The organism is Acinetobacter sp. YH01005, from assembly GCF_013420465.1.
GTDB lineage: Bacteria > Pseudomonadota > Gammaproteobacteria > Pseudomonadales > Moraxellaceae > Acinetobacter > Acinetobacter amyesii.
The window spans coordinates 45,894-65,912 of sequence record NZ_VOYA01000006.1; the positions used below are offsets into that span (position 1 = coordinate 45,894).

The 20,019-nt window shown below is 38.6% G+C and carries 16 protein-coding genes and 1 pseudogene; 9 read left to right on the forward strand and 8 right to left on the reverse strand.

What is annotated here, in order from left to right; all coding sequences use genetic code 11:
- Nucleotides 1-7: 7 nt before the first annotated feature.
- Both mtgA and ppk1 read left to right on the forward strand, forming a co-directional pair.
- Complete coding sequence (gene mtgA / locus FTT72_RS05370; RefSeq protein ID WP_078193019.1) at nt 8-685, forward strand: monofunctional biosynthetic peptidoglycan transglycosylase; 678 nt, start codon at nt 8-10, stop codon at nt 683-685.
- A 147-nt stretch (nt 686-832) separates the two neighbouring features.
- Nucleotides 833-2,914: a polyphosphate kinase 1 gene (gene ppk1, locus FTT72_RS05375; protein WP_078189935.1), complete on the forward strand. Its 2,082-nt coding sequence runs from the start codon at nt 833-835 to the stop codon at nt 2,912-2,914.
- An 87-nt stretch (nt 2,915-3,001) separates the two neighbouring features.
- Here ppk1 and FTT72_RS05380 read toward each other — a convergent pair whose 3' ends face one another.
- From FTT72_RS05380 to rubA, 5 genes are all read right to left on the reverse strand, one after another.
- Nucleotides 3,002-3,613 (reverse strand): response regulator transcription factor, encoded by a 612-nt coding sequence (locus FTT72_RS05380; RefSeq protein ID WP_078189934.1) that lies wholly within the window; start codon nt 3,611-3,613, stop codon nt 3,002-3,004.
- 1,052 nt (nt 3,614-4,665) lie between these two features.
- A complete protein-coding gene (oxyR, locus tag FTT72_RS05385; RefSeq protein ID WP_180007453.1) occupies nt 4,666-5,571 on the reverse strand; it encodes a LysR family transcriptional regulator OxyR in 906 nt (301 codons plus the stop codon).
- 11 nt (nt 5,572-5,582) lie between these two features.
- Entirely contained in the window at nt 5,583-6,521 is a 939-nt protein-coding gene (locus tag FTT72_RS05390) for an alpha/beta fold hydrolase (RefSeq protein WP_218947575.1), read from the reverse strand.
- 58 nt (nt 6,522-6,579) lie between these two features.
- Nucleotides 6,580-7,758 (reverse strand): NAD(P)/FAD-dependent oxidoreductase, encoded by a 1,179-nt coding sequence (locus FTT72_RS05395; protein WP_180111533.1) that lies wholly within the window; start codon nt 7,756-7,758, stop codon nt 6,580-6,582.
- A gap of 77 nt (nt 7,759-7,835) precedes the next feature.
- Entirely contained in the window at nt 7,836-8,000 is a 165-nt protein-coding gene (gene rubA, locus FTT72_RS05400; RefSeq protein WP_005179369.1) for a rubredoxin RubA, read from the reverse strand.
- A 527-nt stretch (nt 8,001-8,527) separates the two neighbouring features.
- On the opposite strand from rubA, the gene FTT72_RS05405 reads away from it, so the two are divergent.
- A complete protein-coding gene (locus FTT72_RS05405; protein WP_078189930.1) occupies nt 8,528-9,073 on the forward strand; it encodes an adenine phosphoribosyltransferase in 546 nt (181 codons plus the stop codon).
- Between the two features lie 99 nt (nt 9,074-9,172).
- Here the strand turns inward: FTT72_RS05405 and FTT72_RS05410 are convergent, their stop codons facing one another.
- Complete coding sequence (locus FTT72_RS05410; protein WP_180177990.1) at nt 9,173-9,679, reverse strand: YqiA/YcfP family alpha/beta fold hydrolase; 507 nt, start codon at nt 9,677-9,679, stop codon at nt 9,173-9,175.
- Between the two features lie 461 nt (nt 9,680-10,140).
- Here FTT72_RS05410 and lysS point away from each other — a divergent pair, with 461 nt between their 5' ends.
- Together lysS and FTT72_RS05420 are read left to right on the forward strand one after the other, a co-directional pair.
- Nucleotides 10,141-11,667, forward strand: a complete 1,527-nt coding sequence (gene lysS / locus FTT72_RS05415) for a lysine--tRNA ligase (RefSeq protein ID WP_180020646.1) — start codon at nt 10,141-10,143, stop codon at nt 11,665-11,667.
- 179 nt (nt 11,668-11,846) lie between these two features.
- On the forward strand, nt 11,847-13,310 hold the full coding sequence (locus tag FTT72_RS05420; RefSeq protein WP_180063451.1) for a capsule assembly Wzi family protein: 1,464 nt from the start codon (nt 11,847-11,849) through the stop codon (nt 13,308-13,310).
- A gap of 669 nt (nt 13,311-13,979) precedes the next feature.
- On the opposite strand, the gene trpS is transcribed toward FTT72_RS05420, so the two are convergent.
- A complete protein-coding gene (trpS, locus tag FTT72_RS05425; protein WP_168379231.1) occupies nt 13,980-14,993 on the reverse strand; it encodes a tryptophan--tRNA ligase in 1,014 nt (337 codons plus the stop codon).
- Nucleotides 14,994-15,195: 202 nt separating this feature from the next.
- Here trpS and FTT72_RS05430 point away from each other — a divergent pair, with 202 nt between their 5' ends.
- Complete coding sequence (locus FTT72_RS05430) at nt 15,196-16,122, forward strand: DUF808 domain-containing protein (RefSeq protein WP_180159969.1); 927 nt, start codon at nt 15,196-15,198, stop codon at nt 16,120-16,122.
- A gap of 46 nt (nt 16,123-16,168) precedes the next feature.
- Entirely contained in the window at nt 16,169-17,074 is a 906-nt protein-coding gene (locus FTT72_RS05435) for a neutral zinc metallopeptidase (RefSeq protein WP_180042270.1), read from the forward strand.
- Nucleotides 17,075-17,131: 57 nt separating this feature from the next.
- Here the strand turns inward: FTT72_RS05435 and FTT72_RS05440 are convergent, their stop codons facing one another.
- Nucleotides 17,132-17,689: a hypothetical protein gene (locus FTT72_RS05440; RefSeq protein ID WP_180159968.1), complete on the reverse strand. Its 558-nt coding sequence runs from the start codon at nt 17,687-17,689 to the stop codon at nt 17,132-17,134.
- Nucleotides 17,690-17,908: 219 nt separating this feature from the next.
- On the opposite strand from FTT72_RS05440, the gene FTT72_RS05445 reads away from it, so the two are divergent.
- Nucleotides 17,909-19,408 (forward strand): sodium:proton antiporter, encoded by a 1,500-nt coding sequence (locus FTT72_RS05445; protein WP_078189922.1) that lies wholly within the window; start codon nt 17,909-17,911, stop codon nt 19,406-19,408.
- A 122-nt stretch (nt 19,409-19,530) separates the two neighbouring features.
- Nucleotides 19,531-19,963: pseudogene (locus FTT72_RS16270) on the forward strand (transposase); the annotation flags it as partial.
- Between the last annotated feature and the right edge of the window lie 56 nt (nt 19,964-20,019).

Genomic DNA, 20,019 nt, shown 5'->3' on the forward strand with positions numbered 1-20,019 from the left:
CACTGACATGAAAGCCTTTATTGTTCGTACATTGTTAATTCTTGTCAGTCTTGTGCTTTTGGTGCAGCTTTGGATCTTTGGTAGTCTGGTGTGGTGGCGTACGCATCCTGTGGAATCGACGATGATGATGCGTTTAGATTATTGGTCTGAGCCCTCCAAACCGATTAAACACGAATGGCGTGATTACGACCAAATCAGTGATTATGTCAAACATGCTGTTGTTGCCGCTGAAGATGGCAAGTTTTTACAACACAAAGGTTTTGATTGGGAAGGCATGCAAAATGCCTTAGAGCGCAATAAAGATAAAGGCAAAGTAGTCGCAGGTGGGTCTACCATTTCTCAGCAATTGGCAAAAAACTTATTTTTATATAATAAGCGTTCATTTATCCGAAAAGGACAGGAAGCCGTTGCAACATGGATGATGGAACGCATGTGGACGAAGCAGCGCATTTTAGAGGTATATCTCAACTCGGTTGAGTTTGGGGACAACATCTATGGCGTAGAAGCTGCAACACAGCACTATTTTGGTAAAAGTTCACGGAGTTTGAGTCGAGAACAAGCAGCGTTTATTGCGGCTATTTTACCTAATCCAAAATATTATGATGAAAATCGACAAGATCGTAAGCTAAATTATCGTAAGCGCATGATCCAAAAATATATGCGTTATAGCCATATCCCAGATTAAGAACGATCTAAACACTCGTCAAATGGCATGGCAGTGATTTGAATTACAACAAAAAGCTCATATTAATGGGCTTTTTTTATGAAATTGTCACAAATTTGAAGCATACTAAACTGAGTACAGCACACATTTTTTTAATATGGGTTTGAAATGAATACCGCAGCTGAAGTCGCGCAAGTACCAACTGAATATACTTATAATGATCGTTATATCAATCGAGAGTTATCGATTCTCGACTTTCATCTGCGTGTACTCGAACAAGCGGTTGATCCGATACACCCCTTACTTGAACGTATGAATTTCTTGCTGATCTTTTCGCGCAACTTAGATGAATTTTTTGAGATTCGTGTTGCGGGAATGATGGAACAGCTAGACTTAGGCAATGAAAGCCGTAGTCCAGATGGTTTGACACCGAAGCAAGTTTTAGATGAAATTTCTGCGACAGCGCATGCGGCAATTGAGCGCCAGTATCGTATTTTAAATCAAGAAATTTTACCCAAACTGCGTGAAGAAGATATTTGCTTCTTGCGTCGTGGTGAGTTAACCCCTGCACAGTCGGCATGGGTAAAAAAATATTTCCAAGAACAAGTTGCTCCAGTCTTAACGCCAATTAGCTTAGATCCCGCACATCCATTCCCTCGCTTGGTGAATAAGTCGCTGAACTTTATTGTGACTCTAGAAGGGAAGGATGCGTTTGGTCGTCAGATTGACTTAGCCGTTGTACCTGCACCACGTTCGTTGCCACGTGTCGTTCGGCTTCCTGATGAATTAACCGGTGGCAAAGAGCATCATGTGATGCTATCGGCAATTATTCATGAACATGTCTCTGACTTGTTCCCCGGCATGACGGCGACGGGTTGCTACCAATTCCGCGTGACGCGTAATGCCGATTTGGCTTTGAATGAAGATGTTGAAGATTTGGCTAAAGCCCTGAAAGGTGAGTTGAATTCACGTCGTTTTGGTCGTGCTGTTCGCTTGGAAGTGACAGAAAATTGTCCGCAGCATATTTATGAATATTTGCTTGATGAGTTTGATTTAGAAGAAGAGCAACTCTATAAAGTAGATGGGCCAGTTAACCTTGCACGTTTACTGTCAAACTTTAAACGTCCACATTTACGTTATGACGCACATATTCCGGTTATTCCGAAAGTACTCAAGAAGTCTGAAAACATCTTTAGTGCGATGCAAAAGCAAGATATTTTGCTGCACCATCCCTTTGAATCATTCGCACCGGTAATTAATTTACTGCGCGAAGCTGCACGTGATCCGCAAGTTTTGGCCATTAAACAAACGCTTTATCGAAGTGGTGCAGACTCTGAAATTGTGCAAGTTTTAGCAGAAGCTGCACGTAATGGCAAAGAAGTCACCGCAGTAATTGAGCTTCGTGCACGATTTGATGAAGAATCAAATATTGCTGTAGCCAATGTATTACAAGAAGCGGGTGCAGTGGTGGTGTATGGCATCGTGGGCTATAAGACCCATGCCAAAATGATTTTGGTGGTACGCCGTGAAAATAATAAATTGGTGCGTTATGTACATTTAGGTACGGGTAACTATCACGCGGGCAATGCGCGTATCTACACCGATTATGGTCTGTTAACTACCGATAAAGAACTCTGTGAGGATGTACATCGTATTTTCCAAGAGCTGACTGGTATGGGAAAAATGGCGAAGTTGAAAAAACTGCTGCATGCGCCATTTACCTTACATGCTCAACTGATTAATTATATTGATAATGAAATTGCTAATGCTAAAGCAGGTAAGCCTGCGCAAATCATTGTCAAGGTTAATGCATTAACTGAAGTTCAGTTGATCAATAAACTGTATGAAGCGTCACAAGCGGGTGTACAGATTGATTTAATTATTCGTTCTATTTGTTGTTTGCGTCCGGGATTACCGGGGCTGTCTGAAAATATTCGCGTACGTTCTATTGTTGGCCGTTTCTTAGAACATACCCGAGTATATTATTTCAGTAATAATGGCGATGCTCGGATTTACTGTTCAAGTGCAGACTGGATGGATCGTAATTTATTTAACCGTGTGGAAGCTTGTTTCCCAATTGAGGATCCCGCCTTGAAAAAGCGTATTTATCAATTAGGTTTAGTGAATTATCTAAAAGATAATCAGCAAGCTTGGTTACTCCAAAGTGATGGACGTTGGATTCGTACCCATGTTCAAGAGGGAGAGGAGGCACATAATTCACAGCATGTGCTTTTAGATGCATTTAAATAGATGTGGGTTATAAATAAAGGGAGCAGATGCTCCCTTTGGTATTTTTTAAGTATAGATTTATTTTTGAATACTTTATCTCAGCTAAATTTAGCTGTAGCTACAAATTTTTCTATAGATATTTTTGACAAAACCATCAATTTGATACGTTGAAAGTTTTAATTCATTGACCATCTGCTCTTGAGTCGCACTATGGCTGACCATATCCAAAATTTGATATTCAGCTGGATTTAGACTGAGTTGTTTCGGCGCTGCATTTTGCGGACTAAAAGTTTCACTCAATAAAAATTTAGCAAAAGTTGGGTGCAGGGCAGCACCACCTCTTAAAATGGTTTTCAGCTGGTTATAAGTGTCTTCAATTGGTTGTTGAATCAACATATAGGCAGTTGCACCTAACTGAATCGCATGTAAAGTTAAATCGGCAGACTGTTCATTGACTAAAATAATGAGATTGCTCGAAGGATAGATTTTCTTAATTTTATGTATGAATGAGATATCAGACTGTTGCGTGACCACTAAAAAGATTAAATTTGGCAATTGATTGAAAATTTGTTGTTCTGCATCTGCTAAATTTTCTGAAAATGTAATGAGGTCTTCAGGATAACCGAGGTCTCCTAAGATGTTAAACAGCACTGTTTTTGAAGTCATTGATTGATGATCAATGATCAAAACGGGTACTGGTAATAAAAATTCACTCATCATACATTTCGCTCATTTATTATTTTTAATCAAATTGCATTTCCATAATGTGCATGGAAGTGAATTAGAAAAATATACCTAGAAGTAGTGATTTATACATCAAAGTATAATTAAGTTATTGTGATATAATAGAATTTAATTAATGTATGGTTTTTTGTGTTTTTCATTATGTTGAATGCAAAGATTTATAGTTTTTTGTTTTTAATTTTAGATTTATTGGTTAAATAACAATTAAATTTGTATTCGGATTGAAAAAAATAATCGAAATGTGAATACCGTATTTTGACAACGGATAAATTGGACTGTTTCCGATATGAATTTATTTCTATCTATTGCTTAGTTATTTTAAATATAAAGCGTAGTAAATATTTAAAATAATGTGATTGATTTTTAGTCAACATTTATTCTATAGGACCTTATTTTCAATTCGCCTACTTTATCTAAAATACCTGAAACTAGTGATTTTAACGAAGGTTATATTTTAATAAGATGTATTTATCTTCTTACTTATCTGGCTAGTGTGAAGATATTATCGAGGCGATGAATTGAGATATACATCAAGTCATATATTACCTTATCAGGCTACCTATTTGGGTTAGCCTTTTCTTTTTTCTAGATGTTGTATTTCATTTTTTAACTGATGTTATATAGTAACATCAGAAGCGCGATTTGATTTAAATAAAAACCGATATGCGTAAGGCCATCCGCAAGTGTTTGAGACAGGATGACTTCTAATCAAAAATGTTTTTGCGATACTTTGAATAAGTAGACGCTAGTGAACGAGTTTTGCGGTGAGGAGCATTGCTCTGCAAGATGGTTTTCTTACGAAGCGCACTTCTCATTTTGCCGAATGAAGAAACAACGTTTCGTAAGAGTACCTCCAGCCGAAAACTAATCTCTTTATTCAATCCCTAGATGTAAGATTCCATCGAATAGATTTAAAAATGCGAAATTACTTTTACGTGAGTAACATCAGTTTTTAAATTAATATTAACTTCTGCACAATAAAAAAGAGAGCCATGTGCTCTCTTTGATATTCACGGATTGATTATTGATTAGTGTAGATTATTGGTGATTTTCTGCAAGATTTGAAGCAATACATCAAATTCACTTTGAAGCGGCGTACTCTTACGCGTCACCAATGCCAATGTGCGTGTAGGGCTTGCTTCAATTTCTTTCACAGCCAAATCTTCATTGGCTTTGATCATATTGGTATGAACTGCAATTTCAGGCAATAAGGTAAAGCCTAAATCTGCGGAAACCATTTCAACCAAAGTTGGCAATGAGCTTGCTTTTAAACGATGGTCGTTTTTACGTTCACCAATCGGGCAAGCACTCAAAGCATGATCACGTAAGCAATGGCCTTCTTCAAGCAACATTAAACGAGATAAATCTAGGTCGTCTAAAGATTTCGCTTGAGCTGCATTTTGGTCAGCTTTGTTGTACACCAAGAACAATTTTTCTTTGTTTACTTCTGCAACTTTCAAGCTACGTGTATCGAAAGGAAGAGCAAGTAATACGATATCTAGATTACCGTGCTCGAGTTTCTCAACAATTTTTTCACTTTGTGCTTCATGTAAATGCAATTGAATTTTTGGTAGTTGCTTATGCACTTCTTCTAATAATGGTGCAAGTAAAAATGGCGCAATAGTAGGAATGACCCCTAGATGTAAATCACCCGTTAGAGGTTCGCTCATTTCACGACTTAAACGCATTAGGTCTTGCGCATCTGCCAATAGAACTCGAGCTCTTCCGACAACTTGTTCACCAAGAGGAGTTAAACGCACGTTTTGACGGTCGCGTTCTACCAATACGCCACCTAGTAAACGCTCAAGTTCCATGATCCCGCCAGACAAAGTAGACTGGGTGACAAAAGAACGACGCGCAGCTTCAGTAAAGTGTAGCGTTTCTGACAGTGTTACTAGATATGACAGCTGTCTTAAGGATGGTAATGCAGCCATAGTGTCCTAATTTATGATTTAAAGTGATCAGCAAACAAACCGCTAAGATATGGAATAAAATGCGGTGGGATATCATGCCCCATTCCATCAATTAATTCAAATTTAGCACCTGAAATAGCCTTTGCAACGGCCTTACCATGGCTTGGCGGCAGCAAACGGTCACGAGCTCCATGAACCACAATGGTTTTATGCTGAATTTGTTTATCCAACTGCAGCAGGGAACCTGTACATAATATTGCTAAAAACTGTTGAAGTACACCCGCTGGGTAATAACTCCGCTTATAGAGTTTACGTGCAGTTTGTATCACTTCAAGCTGATTAATATAGCCTGGAGAGCCTATAATATTAAAAACTTTCAGGCTATGGTTAATAATGCCATCTTCATCGTTAGATTCAGGTTTTTCAATTAGACTAAATAACTGCTTTGGAAATGGCGGTGGAAGTAAGGGTTGGATGTTACTGGTAAAAAGTAAGCTTAAGTTGTGAACTTTGTCTGGATAGCGTGCTGCCACGATTTGAGCAATCATGCCGCCCATCGAAGCGCCTAAAATATGGACTTTATCCAGTCCCATACGATCAATTAACAGTGCAACATCGTCTGCCATATCGTAGAGGTCATAGGGCGCACCTTGGTTCTCTAGACCTAAGGCAAAACGTCCCATCAATTTAAAGGTATTGAGACGTGGACCTGGGTTACGAATTTTACTCGACAGACCAATATCACGATTATCAAAGCGAATAACACGGTAACCTTGATCTATCAGGGACTTACAAAAGAAATCGGGCCAATACAACATTTGTGCGCCGAGTCCCATAATCAGTAGGATTGCAGGATCTTCAGGATGACCACCCACCTCGACATGAAGTTCAATGCCATTGCCTAACTCTACGCGAGTTTCATGCATAAAAGAGGCATAAGGTGAAATATTAAACTGAAGGGCACTATTCATTGTTATTTTCCTTTAAAAAGGACGTCTATTATTATCAGGACGTCCTTGTATTTAAACCTTAAACTGAAGCAGGAATCAAGTCCGGAACCTGCTTAGTCAAAGTTAAGCGTTGCTTCCCAGCAGTTGCACCGAGCAGTACAAATCCACGTAATACGCCATCTTGATCGATGGCACGGGCAATCATGCCATCTTCAAGCTCTTCTGTTTCCCATTGGGTTTCTACATCAATTGGCGCAGGAAGGACAGTTAAAGGTGCAGCAGGTGTTTTCACGGCTACAGGCATGGCTGGATAATGCACAGCGGTATGCTCACCATTGAGGGTTTTTGCCAAAGCACGTGCTTGTTGCATGATTGGCATCACGTATGGCAGAAGGGTACCATTAACTTCAGCACAGTCACCGACAGCATAGATATCTGCCAAGTTGGTTTCTAAGCCTTTATTGGTTAATACACCACGACTGGTGTGAATGCCGGCTTGTTTTGCCAAGTTAATCTCAGGCTGTAGGCCAATCGCAGACAACACAACATCTGCCACTAAGCTTTGACCATTGGCAAGGCTCACTTGATAGTCACCATTTTCAATACGTGACACTTTGTCGACTGTTGTGCCTAAAACGAATTGAATGCCCGTTTCTTCTAAATTACTTTGGAATTTAGCGGCCACATGAGACGGCAGTAGACGACCTAAAGGTTGCGGAGCTAAATCGACCACCGATACTTTCGCCCCAGTGTTTTGAAGGTCATTGGCAAATTCACAGCCAATCAAGCCTGCACCTAAAATCACCACACGCTTATCTTCACGTGCTGCAAGTTGTTTACGGAATGCTTTGTAGTGATCTAAATTGTTGACGACATGAATGTCTTCGCTGCCATCACCCGAAATAGCTAAGCGAATTGGATTTGCGCCGACTGCTAAAACGAGTTTTGAATATAGTTGTGTTTGAGTTCCATTTTGGCTTTCAATAGTAAGCTCATGTTTTGCTGCATCAATGGATTTAACCCAACTCTTATTGATGATTTGCATATTGAGTTGAGCCGACATTTTTTCGGCATCCCCTAGAGGGATTTGCTCAGGAGTTTTATTACCAACGAGCGCATTGGATAATGTCGGTTTAGCGTAGTTAATGGCATCATCTGCACAGATCATAATAAGTTCTAGTTCAGGATTTAACTTACGAAATTCACGCGCAACGGCATATCCCGCCATACCAGAACCAATAATGACAATAGGGTGCATACTCAACTCCAAACACATTTCATATTTTTTAAAGACAAAAAAAAGACCATAACGATGATGGTCTTAGATTCTATTTATTAGATTTCAACCATTTCAAAATCTACTTTTGAGACGCCACAATCTGGGCAAGTCCAATCATCTGGGATATCTTCCCATTTAGTTCCTGCCACGATACCGTCTTGTGGCCAGCCTTCTGCTTCGTCATAAATCCATCCACAAACGATGCACTGATACTTTTTCATTCCATTCTCCAAAAACTGACACAAAATTAAGTCAGTAAATACTTCATAACTGTATAAGTTTATTCCTTAAGGTTAAATCGCCTTATACAGTAGACTGTTATGTTAAATTTTTACGCAGTTCTAACGATAAAGTAAAGTGGCTAAGAGTTTAATGAGTGAAATTAAAAGCAGAATGGCAGTGAGGGACAATAAATATCATCAAAACCCCAGATCTGGGAAAAATTGTCTGACAATATTTATGCCTATTGAAAGCTATATTGGAATTCATTTCCGTGAATTGGGTTCTAAATACCGCTTTTTCTATATTCATAGACTAAAGTCTTGCAGAAAAAAACTCTAAAATCTTTTATTTTATGATTAGGAAAATATATATTTGATATTTTTTAAATAAATACAATATTAATAATCAATAACTTATGTAAATTTGCTGTATCTTAAATATGCATTTTAGTCGGGGGTTAGCTGTTCTTTTCTCTCAAATCGCGTTAAAATTCACACATTCCTTCCTTAATTTATTTTCTCCTATTATGAGTAATTCTACTGCTGCGGCATTGTGGTCTAACATTCGTACTGTCCAAGATTTCCCAAAACCAGGAATTTGCTTCTTTGACCTTACGCCGTTATTTATGAATAACATCGAATCGTTAACTGATGCCCTAATTGCAAGTATTCCAGCTGAGCAATTGGCAGAAGTAGATAGCTTTATTGCAGTTGAAGCGCGTGGTTTTGTTTTGGCAAGCTTACTTGCTCAGCGTACAGGCAAAGGTTTGGTGTTGGTACGTAAAGCCGGAAAATTACCACCACCTGTTGTCGGTGTTGGTTATAGCCTTGAATACGGTTTAGATCGTCTTGAAATGTCAGCTGAAATCGAATCACAAAAAGTAATTATTGTGGATGACGTATTGGCGACGGGCGGTACGCTTCGTGCAGTGAAACAATTGGCTGAAAAATGTAAACACCAAGTTTTAGGCGCAAGCATTTTCTTAGATTTGCCTGACTTGCATAAAGATTTAGGTTTAAATATTTGGTCTGTTTTAGATGATAAAACACGTCCTGAAGCAGATGCAGCTTAAGCGTCAGTTTTAAAATGTAAAAAGCCTTGTCTAAGACAAGGCTTTTTTATGTCTGATAAAAGCGACATTGCTGCTTAAGGTTAATATTAATATTATGATTTATTTTTTTAAGTAATTTAATTCGAGATGTTGGATTAAATCATTAATATTTTCAGGGCATTGTAGACGATGGTGTCCGCCATCCATGACTTGAAGCTGCATATAGTCTTCGAGTTGTTTTTCTGCCTCATACATATCCAAGATTTCATCGCCACGTTCGATATATGCAATTTGTGGAATATCGTGATCCAAATCCATTTCATTAATTGCAGGGTAGTCGTCACGAAAGTCTGGATGCAGACTCGGGTTAGCAATCACACAAGGAATGCGATGAAACAGCGACATTTTCAAAGCCCAGTATGCCCCGAGACTATGACCGACGATGATATCGGGCTTAATGGTTTCAATACTCTCGTGGTAAAAGTCCGCAACAGTTTGAAAATTTAAGTTGCGATAGTCCACTTCAATGCAGAATTTTTGTTTTGCATTGATGGCATGGAACTTCGTAGATTCACGGGAAGAATCCAATCCATGTAAAAACAGAATTTTCGATAAGCAGGAAGTCATTGTTTTTCTACACACTGTTTTCAAACATTTTTGGATGTGTTGAATATTTTATTTTTCAACAATTTTATGACTTCATTGTAGAGAGAATTGTCAAAAAGAGAATTTAGCTTTTGGTCTAATTTATAGGCATTTAAAAGACTTTAGTCTTAAAGAAAATAGAGTAAAAGGTTGAATTAAGCTATTGAGATATATTTCAATATATTGATGTTTATGGATATTTTAAAGTATGTGGTTGTCATTTAGATGTCGCTAAATATTGGCTTACTGAGTTTAAATATTTAACTTTTATCTCGTGCATATCTGAAAGGTATGAATTAAGCAAACCTGAAGGTATAGCTGTCAAAACAACTTACTTTGATAAATTTCAACTTATTGAAAAAATGCGCACATTGCTTACTGCTCAATTCAAAGGAAATCTGCTATGCTATGCAACTTCCGTTTTTTAACTATTTGAGACAGAGATGACGCAACATAACGCTCAATCGACTTCTGAACAAGCCATTTCCGAAAACGATTTAATTGCACAGCGTCATGCCAAGTTAGAGCACATCAAAGAGCACGCCAAGGAAACAGGTGTTAGCCCGTGGCCTAACACATTTAAGCGTGAACACTATGCACAAGACCTACAAGATCAATTCGCTGAAAAATCAAAAGAAGAAATTGAAGCAGGCGAAAAGGTTTATGTAAAAGTTGCTGGTCGTGTGATGTTGAACCGTGGTTCATTCATCGTAATCCAAGATATGACTGGTCGTATCCAGCTTTATGTACCACGTAAAGAGTTGGATGCTGATGTTCTTGCAACAATTAAAGCACTCGATTTGGGCGATATTATTGCCATTAAAGGTTATATTGGTCGTTCTGGTAAAGGTGACCTTTATGTTCATATTGAACATTTTGAGCTTTTAACCAAATCACTCCGTCCACTTCCAGACAAATTCCATGGTTTGACTGATACTGAAGTTAAATACCGTAAGCGTTATTTAGACCTCATCATGAACGAAGAAACACGTAAAACTTTTGAAATTCGTGCAAAAGTGGTGTCAGGTATTCGTTCATATTTGAGCAATGAGCGTTTCATGGAAGTTGAAACACCAATGATGCATGTGATTCCGGGTGGTGCATCTGCGCGTCCATTCGAAACTCACCACAACGCATTAGATATGCCTTTATTTTTACGTATTGCGCCTGAGCTTTACTTAAAACGTTTGGTCGTTGGTGGTTTTGAGCGCGTGTTCGAAATTAACCGTAACTTCCGTAACGAGGGTGTATCAACACGTCATAATCCAGAATTCACCATGATTGAATTCTACCAAGCATATGCAGACTACAAAGACCTGATGGCTTTGACAGAAAATATGCTTGAAAAATTGGCCATTGACATATTAGGTTCGACTGATGTGCCTTATGGTGATGAAGTGTATAGCTTCAAAGGTCCATTCAAGAAAATTTCGATGTTTGATGCGATTCTTGAACATAACCCAACGTTCACTGCTGAAAATGTATCTGATCGTGAGTTCCTTGCAAACTTTGTTAAAAATGAACTGAAAGAGCAAGTAAAACCTGGTTTTGGTTTAGGCAAACTTCAAACCATCGTATTTGAAGAAACTGTTGAAACGGAACTTCGTCAACCGACATTCATCACAGAATACCCAGCGGAAACTTCACCATTGGCACGTCGTAATGATGAAAATCCACATATTACCGATCGTTTTGAATTCTTCATCGGTGGTCGTGAGTTGGCAAATGGTTTCTCAGAGTTAAATGATCCGATTGACCAAGCTGAACGTTTCCAAGCCCAAGTTGCCGAAAAAGATGCAGGTGATGATGAAGCAATGCATTACGATGCAGACTTCATTGAAGCATTGGAATACGGCTTACCTCCTACAGCGGGTGAGGGTATTGGTATTGACCGTTTGGTGATGTTATTTGCCAATGCTGCAAGTATTCGTGAAGTGATCTTGTTCCCACATATGCGTCATAAAAACTAATCATAAAAACTAATTAAGTTTTGAAATGAAAAACCCGCTTAATGCGGGTTTTTTATTTTGTGCTTTTATTGAGCATTTTAATCGAAATGATAAAAAATTAGGGTAGATACAGTTTCGCCCTTGAATAAATGAGTTGAAAAATCTAAGGTGGGCTGTGAATTAAACTTGAGAAAAAGAGCATGTATTTAAGAAAGTCACTCTATGCTGCTGTACTGTTTGGATTATCAGTTCCTGTTTTTGCTCAGGGGATTGTATTAAATAATGAAGAATTACGCGCAGATTTAAATTGGTTAAATCAGCAAGGCGTTATTCAAATTAGCACCTCAACATGGCCGATGAGTGGTGATGAAATACAGCGCGCTTTATCTGCTGCAAAAGCGACGACATCTGTACAGCAAAAAGTATTACAAAACATTCAAAATAAATTGACTGCTGAAAATACACTATTAAAAGCCGAATTATTTGCTGAGTCAGATAAAAATAATTTACCGCAAAATTTTGGTGATCATCAAAAAGCGCAGTATCAAGGTGCACTTGAACTGAACGTTGGTGGTGAAAATTGGGATGGTCGTTTACGTGTAAATGCTGAAGATAAACAACAAATTAATAATGATCAAGATGTAAATGTAGAAGGCACATACATTGCCGGGAAGCTTTGGAACCAATGGTTAATTGCAGGTCAGATTCCGACTTATTGGGGGCCTGGTCATGACGGTAGTTTAATCCGTGGTGATGCGAGTCGCCCTGTGTATGGTTTTACTGCACAGCGTGCAGAACAGAATGCTTTTGAAACACCGTGGTTATCTTGGATCGGCCCTTGGCAGTATCAAGCTTTTGCTGGTCGATTAGATGACTATGCTGCGGTTCCAGATACGAATTTAATTGGTTTTAGACTTACAGCACAACCATTACCATATCTTGAGTTAGGGGCTTCACGTACTTTCCAAATTGATGGGGAAGGGCAACCAGGAAGTGCTAAGGCGTATTGGAATGCATTCATTGGCAAAGATAATGAATGTACAGATACGGGTTGCGCGGGTGAAGGAAATCCCTCAAATCAATTGGCTGGTTTTGATGCGCGTTTGAATTTACAACCATTATTGCAAGTTCCAGCCAGTCTGTATGGCCAATATATTGGTGAAGATGAAGCAGGTGGTTTGCCTGCAAAAAGCATGTATCTTGCTGGGGTTGATTATTCTTCAAGTGTGAAAAATATGCCTTATCAACTCTATACTGAATGGGTCGATACTCGAACCAATGGTGATGCTAAAGGCATTTCTTATAACCACCACATATATACAGATGGCTACTATCAACATGGCTATCCACTAGGTCATGCCTTAGGTGGTGATGCTCAAATGGTTTCAGTGGGTGGAAATATACGTATTGATCAACTAAACCGTCTAAATGGTCGTGTACTGTTTGCAAAAGTTTCTGAAACAGAGCGTGCTGCTTTGAACAACGCAGCATTTCCTGAAAAAGATGAATTGAAAGCTCTAGACTTAACTTGGACACATTATTTACGTCCAGATATGCCTTTAAAAATTAACGGTTGGGTAAGTGACTCAGATTTAAATGGTAATGATGGTGGAGTGTCAATTGGAATTGAACTACCATTAGATAACCGTTTATTTCATTACTAACTGATGTTACGCGCGTAAAAGTAATTACGCATTTTTAAAATGATTTTTTTAAGTCTATTCGACGGAGTCTTGCATCTAGGGTTTGAATAAAGGGATTAGCCTTCGGCTGGAGGTACTTTTGTTTCGGCAAAAGTACCCAAAACCATTGTCATCCGCAAAACTCGTTTACTAGCGTCAAATTACTCAAAGTATCGCAAAAACTTTTTTGATTAGAAGTAGTCCTGCCTCGAACAGTTGCGGATGACGTTACTGCGTATCGTTCTTTTATTTGAAGAAAATTGCGCTTCTGATGTTACTGCGTAACATCAGTTACTAATTTATATTCATTTTTAAAATGATGTATTCATTGAAAAGTCCGCTTATAGTGGACTTTTGGATATTGGTAGTTGCCAATTTTCAGACAAAAAAATACGCAATGATTGGGGTATTCATTGCGTATAACAACGAATCTGTTTCCACAGGTTCGGTAAAGGAGAAATGTTATGAATTTAGGTATTCCTAAAACATAAATAGATAATAGAGTGAACGGTCAGTCATTTCATTGGTGTTCACGTTAAGTGATGTTACCTAACGTTAAAACTAAGGAGATTTTGTGAATACTTTCACAAAAAGTGCCTATAAAAAAGCCTTTCACATTGGAAAGGCTTAATTTTATGGAATTTTTTAAATTTAGAAGTGGAATACACCCAGTCCAGATTTAATCTCATCCAACGTTTGTTGGGTAATATCACGGCATTTATCGGTACCGGTTTTTAAAATATCCATGATGTAGTCAGGATCTTTTTGCAATTCTAAACGGCGTTCACGGATTGGACCGATCAGCTCTTTTAGCACACCTTCAAGACGCTTTTTCACAGTACCATCGCCTAGACCACCACGACGATAGTGTTCTTTTAATTCCGCAACAGCTTCTTTATCAGGATCGAATGCATCGAGGTAAGTAAATACAACGTTACCTTCCACTTGACCCGGATCTTCAATACGTAAATGATTTGGATCGGTGTACATTGCATTTACAGCTTTCTTGATATCTTTATCAGTCGCGTCAAGCACAATAGTATTGCCCAAAGATTTAGACATTTTTGCTTTACCATCAAAACCTGGCAAGCGGCCGACATTAGAGAGTAAAGCTTTACATTCAGGAAGTACGTCACGACCAATTTGACGATTTAAACGACGAACAATTTCATTGGTTTGTTCAATCATTGGAATTTGGTCTTCGCCGACAGGAACGACAGATGCTTTAAACGCTGTAATATCGGCAGCTTGAGCCACTGGGTAGCATAAGAAACCTGCAGGAATGTCACGCTCAAATCCACGCATTTGAATCTCAGATTTGATGGTTGGATTACGCTCTAAGCGAGAAACCGTCACAAAGTTCAAATATAACATGGTCAATTCATTCAATGCTGGTAAGCATGATTGAACGCAAATCGTGGTTTTGGTTGGGTCAATTCCTACAGCAAGATAATCGGTTGCGACTTCAATAATATTACGACGAACTTTTTCGAAGTTATCGGCATTATCAGTTAAGGCTTGGGCATCAGCTAAAAGAAGATGTTGATGATGCGAATCTTGTAAACCTACACGTGAACGTAAAGAACCTACAAAATGACCTAAATGTAATTGTCCAGTCGGACGGTCGCCAGTCAAAATCACTGGACGATTATCTTGAGTACTCATTATCTGTTCCAAAGTGGTAGTCAAAGCTACGGCTGATTTTCAAAGAATGTCACCATTGTACGGCATTCTATTTTTGATTGTTACTGACACAGCACAATTGACTGAAAAATGGGTGAATATTTTGTTAATTATTAAAAAACTAAATACAATTTTAGCGTTAAATAGAATTAGAATATTAAAAAATGCCTAAAGGATAAAAATAATGGCGAGTAGCTTATTAATCTTACTTGATGATATTGCAACTGTGTTGGATGACGTTGCTGTGATGAGTAAGATGGCAGCCAAAAAAACAGCGGGTGTCCTTGGAGATGATTTAGCACTGAATGCACAACAAGTCAGTGGTGTCCGTTCCGATCGTGAACTTCCAGTTGTTTGGTCGGTGGCCAAAGGTTCTTTTGTTAATAAATTAATTTTGGTTCCGGCTGCTTTATTGATCAGTGTGGTTGCACCTTGGCTGATTACACCGCTTTTGATGATCGGTGGTTTGTTTTTATGTTATGAAGGCGTGGAAAAAGTCCTGCATAGTTTGCATCATAAAAAAGCCAAAACAGAAGAAGTTGCTCGCGATGAGATGGCGCAAATTGAAACGGATTTGGTGACTTTTGAGAAAGAAAAAGTCAAAGGTGCAATCCGCACAGATTTTATTTTATCTGCTGAAATTGTCGTAATTTCATTGGGTACGGTGGCAACCGCGGCATTTGGGACCAAGGTCATGGTGCTTTCGGTGATTGCAATTATAATGACCGTTGGTGTTTATGGTTTTGTCGCGATGATTGTCAAAATTGATGACTTAGGACTTTATCTCACGCAACAAGCATCACAATTTAAAAAGACCGTTGGACAAGGTTTGTTAGCATTTGCACCTAAGTTGATGAAGACATTAACCATTGTAGGTACGATTGCCATGTTTTTAGTGGGTGGTGGCATCATTACCCATGGTGTGCCTCTGCTACACCATTTTATTGAAGGCTCTGTGGATTATGCAGAACATATTCCTACAGTTGGCAGTATTGTGGGTGCATTAACACCGACTTTAATCAATTTAGTGACAGGTTTTATTGCAGGTTTAATCGTGCTGTGCGTCGTGTCTTTAGTTCAAAAAGTATGGCCAAAGTCGCAAAAGGATTAATCTGTAAACGCACGGATATCAACTATTTTATATAAGGAAGATCACTATGCGCTGGAAAGGTCGAAGAGTTAGTTCAAACGTAGAAGACCGTCGCGGTGGTGGCGGTGCAAAAGCGGGTGGTATCAGTATTCTAGGTTTGGTTGTAGCATTTGTTGCGTGGAAGTTTTTTGGTGTCGATCCGCAGCAAGCTTATCAGGCGACTAAACAAGTGACTTCACAGGGTCAAACGGCTGAAGTCAAAGGTTTGGATAATCCAACACCTGAACAACAAGAAGCGATGGATTTTGTTGGAACGGTTTTGGCCGATACGGAAGATACGTGGAATACAGTCTTTCAAGAACAGTTAAATGCCCAGTATAAAGCGCCTAAATTGGTCATGTTTAATGGTGTGGTCAACTCGGGTTGTGGTACAGCACAAGCGGCAATGGGGCCGTTTTATTGCCCAGCAGATCAGAAGGTCTATATTGATACTGCATTCTTTAAAGATATGCGTACGCAAATGGGCATCACGGGTGAACAAAATCAAACTGAATTGAGTCGTCAAGATCAGGCGGGTGATTTTGCGCAAGCCTATGTGGTTGCCCATGAAGTTGGACATCATATCCAAACGATTTTAGGTATTTCTGAGCAAGTTCAGCAGGCGCGTGCGCAAGCGTCTAAAGCTGAAGGTAATCGTTATTCGGTCATGCAAGAACTACAAGCAGACTGCTTTGCGGGTATTTGGGCGCATCATAATCAACAGCGTACCCAATTTTTAGAGCAGGGTGATGTAGAAGAAGCGATGGACGCTGCACATAAGATTGGTGATGACTATTTACAGAAAAGTGCAACTGGGCAAGTGGTCCCAGATAGCTTCACGCACGGCACCAGTGAACAACGTATGAAATGGTTCCAGACAGGGTTGAAATCAGGCAATATCAATAGCTGTGATACCTTTAACCAGGCCATTTAAAACAAAAAAAGGAGGATGCAAACATCCTCTTTTTTTCATTGAAAAATAGATTGAAACTTATTTATTAAGAAATGATTTAAAGTTTCGAACAATACGATAGCTGACATACCATGCGGCAAATGCGAATAAAGCCACGCCAAAAACAGTATATTTAAGGCCTGAAATATCGTTTTGATAGAACTGTTTTAATTGGGCATCGCTATAGCGTAATTGTTGTTTTTGTCCAGTGCGGCTATTGGTGAAACTCACATTTTGGATATATTGAAATTGTCCAATTTTGAGTAAATCGAGGTGTTGAATTTGTCGGGTGTGTTGCTGATTAAATTCATCGAGACAAATATCTTGTGTATAGTTTTCACAATTCAGTTTGGTAAGATAACCATTATTCGCCAGCATGATAAATATCGCACGATCGGGTGATTCATTATTGGAGACCAAAACCAATTGTTCTTTGGGCGTTGAATCGAGTGAGATGGTTTTTGCCTGACTAAAATAGTGCTTAGCACGTAAAATTTCCTGTGTCTTGCTATAGCAAGTGAGGATCAGGGCCGCAGTAATGATAAAGATCACCGCAGCAAAAAAAAGTCGAAAAACAGTTTTAATAGTCTGATGCATAGGAGAAATCATGTAGATGATGAAAATGCATAAAATCTATGCAGGTTTGCTATGTTAAATGATCTTGATAAAAGATGTGAAAAAAACTGAATTGATACACGGAATTTAGATAAAATTCGTTAGAATATTTTATTTTCAAATACTAAATAATTTAGTATTTATTTTCAAAATACCTATATCTCACTCTGTAGGCGACACAGCACCAAAATTGGGAACAAAATGGGAAATTATTTTTTTCTACAGGTTTTTACCGTTATTTTTGCACTTTCGATTGCAACCACGATTTTTAATAAACGTATCTTGGGCTTTCCACAAGCCATAGGTGTTCCCATTGTTTCTGCAATTTTTGTCTTTATTTTGCAATGGGGTGCAAGCCTGCTCAATGGCAATCAATTTGTGACGATTAATTTGCACAATATCGAAGAGGCCGTTCGCCATATCGACTTTTATGACTTTTTAATTAATGGCGTGATTTGTTTTATTTTGACCTCTTCTGCCTTGAAATTTAAAGTTTCAGATTTACGTTTGCATTGGAAACCAATCAGTATTTTGGCCAGTATAGCCTTGGTGCTCTGTGCGGTGTTTTTTGGTGTTGCTTTATATGGTTATCAGTTCTTAATTGGTCATCATGTTGATTTATTAGTGTTGTTGTTATTAGGTGCTGCTTTAGGTGCGACTGACCCAATTGGGGTTAAAGGTGTACTAAGTTCGGTGCGTGCGCCACATCATTTGATGGTGAAATTAGAAGGCGAATCGCTCTTTAATGATGCCATGTGTATTGCTGTGTTTATGACTTTACTCAATGTTTTGCAAGGTGAACATTTTACCGTCATTGGTACGCTTGAAACACTGTTATATGAAATTGTTGTTGCAGTCATTATTGGCTGGGCATTCGGTTTAGGGATTTTACGTTTACTCCGCGGTAAACATGAAATGGAATCCTTGATTTTAACTACAGCATTATTGGCAAGTGGTTCATATCTAGTCGCTTTATTCGCACATGCATCTGCACCAATTGCATGCGTCATCGGTGGTTTGATTGTTGGCAATAAATGGAAAGAAATCCTTCAAGATCGTGAAATTCGGGAAGTCAATCATTTCTGGCATACCGTTGAAGGGATCATCAATTCCTTCTTATTTACCCTGATAGGTCTTGAGTTATTTATCTTAGATTTAAGTATCAGTTTGATTTTAGGCGGTATGGTGGCGTTTATTATTTTGCATGCATCGCGCTTTGCAGCAAACTATTTATCTTTTGCATTCTTCCCAAGTTTCCGCAAAAAAAGTTACAACGGTAGCCTTGCCATCTTATCGTGGGGTGGGGTTCGTGGAGGCATTTCACTGGCCTTAATCCTTGCTGTTGCCAATATTCCTGAACTTAGTGAATACAGCAGTATTTTGATTGGATATACATTTATTGCGGTATTAATGTCGGGGCTCGTGTGTGGTCTAGGTTTACCTGCTGTGATGAATGCTTTTTATTACAATCCGAATGAAGAAACCAAAGGCTTTAAAGGTTGGTACCAAAGAATGTGCCATAAAATGAATAAAAAGGGCTTCCAATATATTGTGGGTGAAGATATCCATGGTAATGAAACCATCACGGTATATAACCCAGAAGCATTAATAGATACCAAAGCGGATGATGGTGTTGCTGCTGTACATAATCCAGAGAAAGTGCAAGAAGTTCGTCGATTAGAAAACCCCGAAAACTTCTAAATTGCTTTGTTCGATTTAAAAAAAGGAAATGCTTGAGCATTTCCTTTTTTTATTTCTAGCTGTGTTCCATCATGAAACAGCAAAATGTGGGAAATTATGACTGGTCATTCAGCAGGAGATAAAAACATATTGATATTGCGATTAGCTATCAAAAAAGTTCTGATGGACTACATCTACTTGTTGACTCTATAGGTTTGAAGTTATTAGCTGAAGGTGAATCGAAACCTAATAAACATCAGTCTGAAGGTCGACGACAATGGCGTAAACTTCGTATTGGTATAGATGCTGAAAACATTGCAAACATGGACAATTCAGCTCATGACAACAATGTCAGCAGTTCATAAGTACTAGAAAACTTACTTGCATAAATTTCACCTAGTGAGCCAATGAATTCTAGCTATACCGATGGCGCATATGACACAAAATGCTGTAGGCATATCATTTCAGATTTATAAGCACTCTAGTCATTCCTCAAAGAAAAAATGCGAAACCATGAAAAGACAAAAAACTGTGGCTTTGGGAAGAAATGAATTCTTAAAGACAGTCCGACGTGTAAGGTGTGCCGTCATGAAGCTTTTAGTCACATCATGATAAAGTTTATTTGAAGTTCT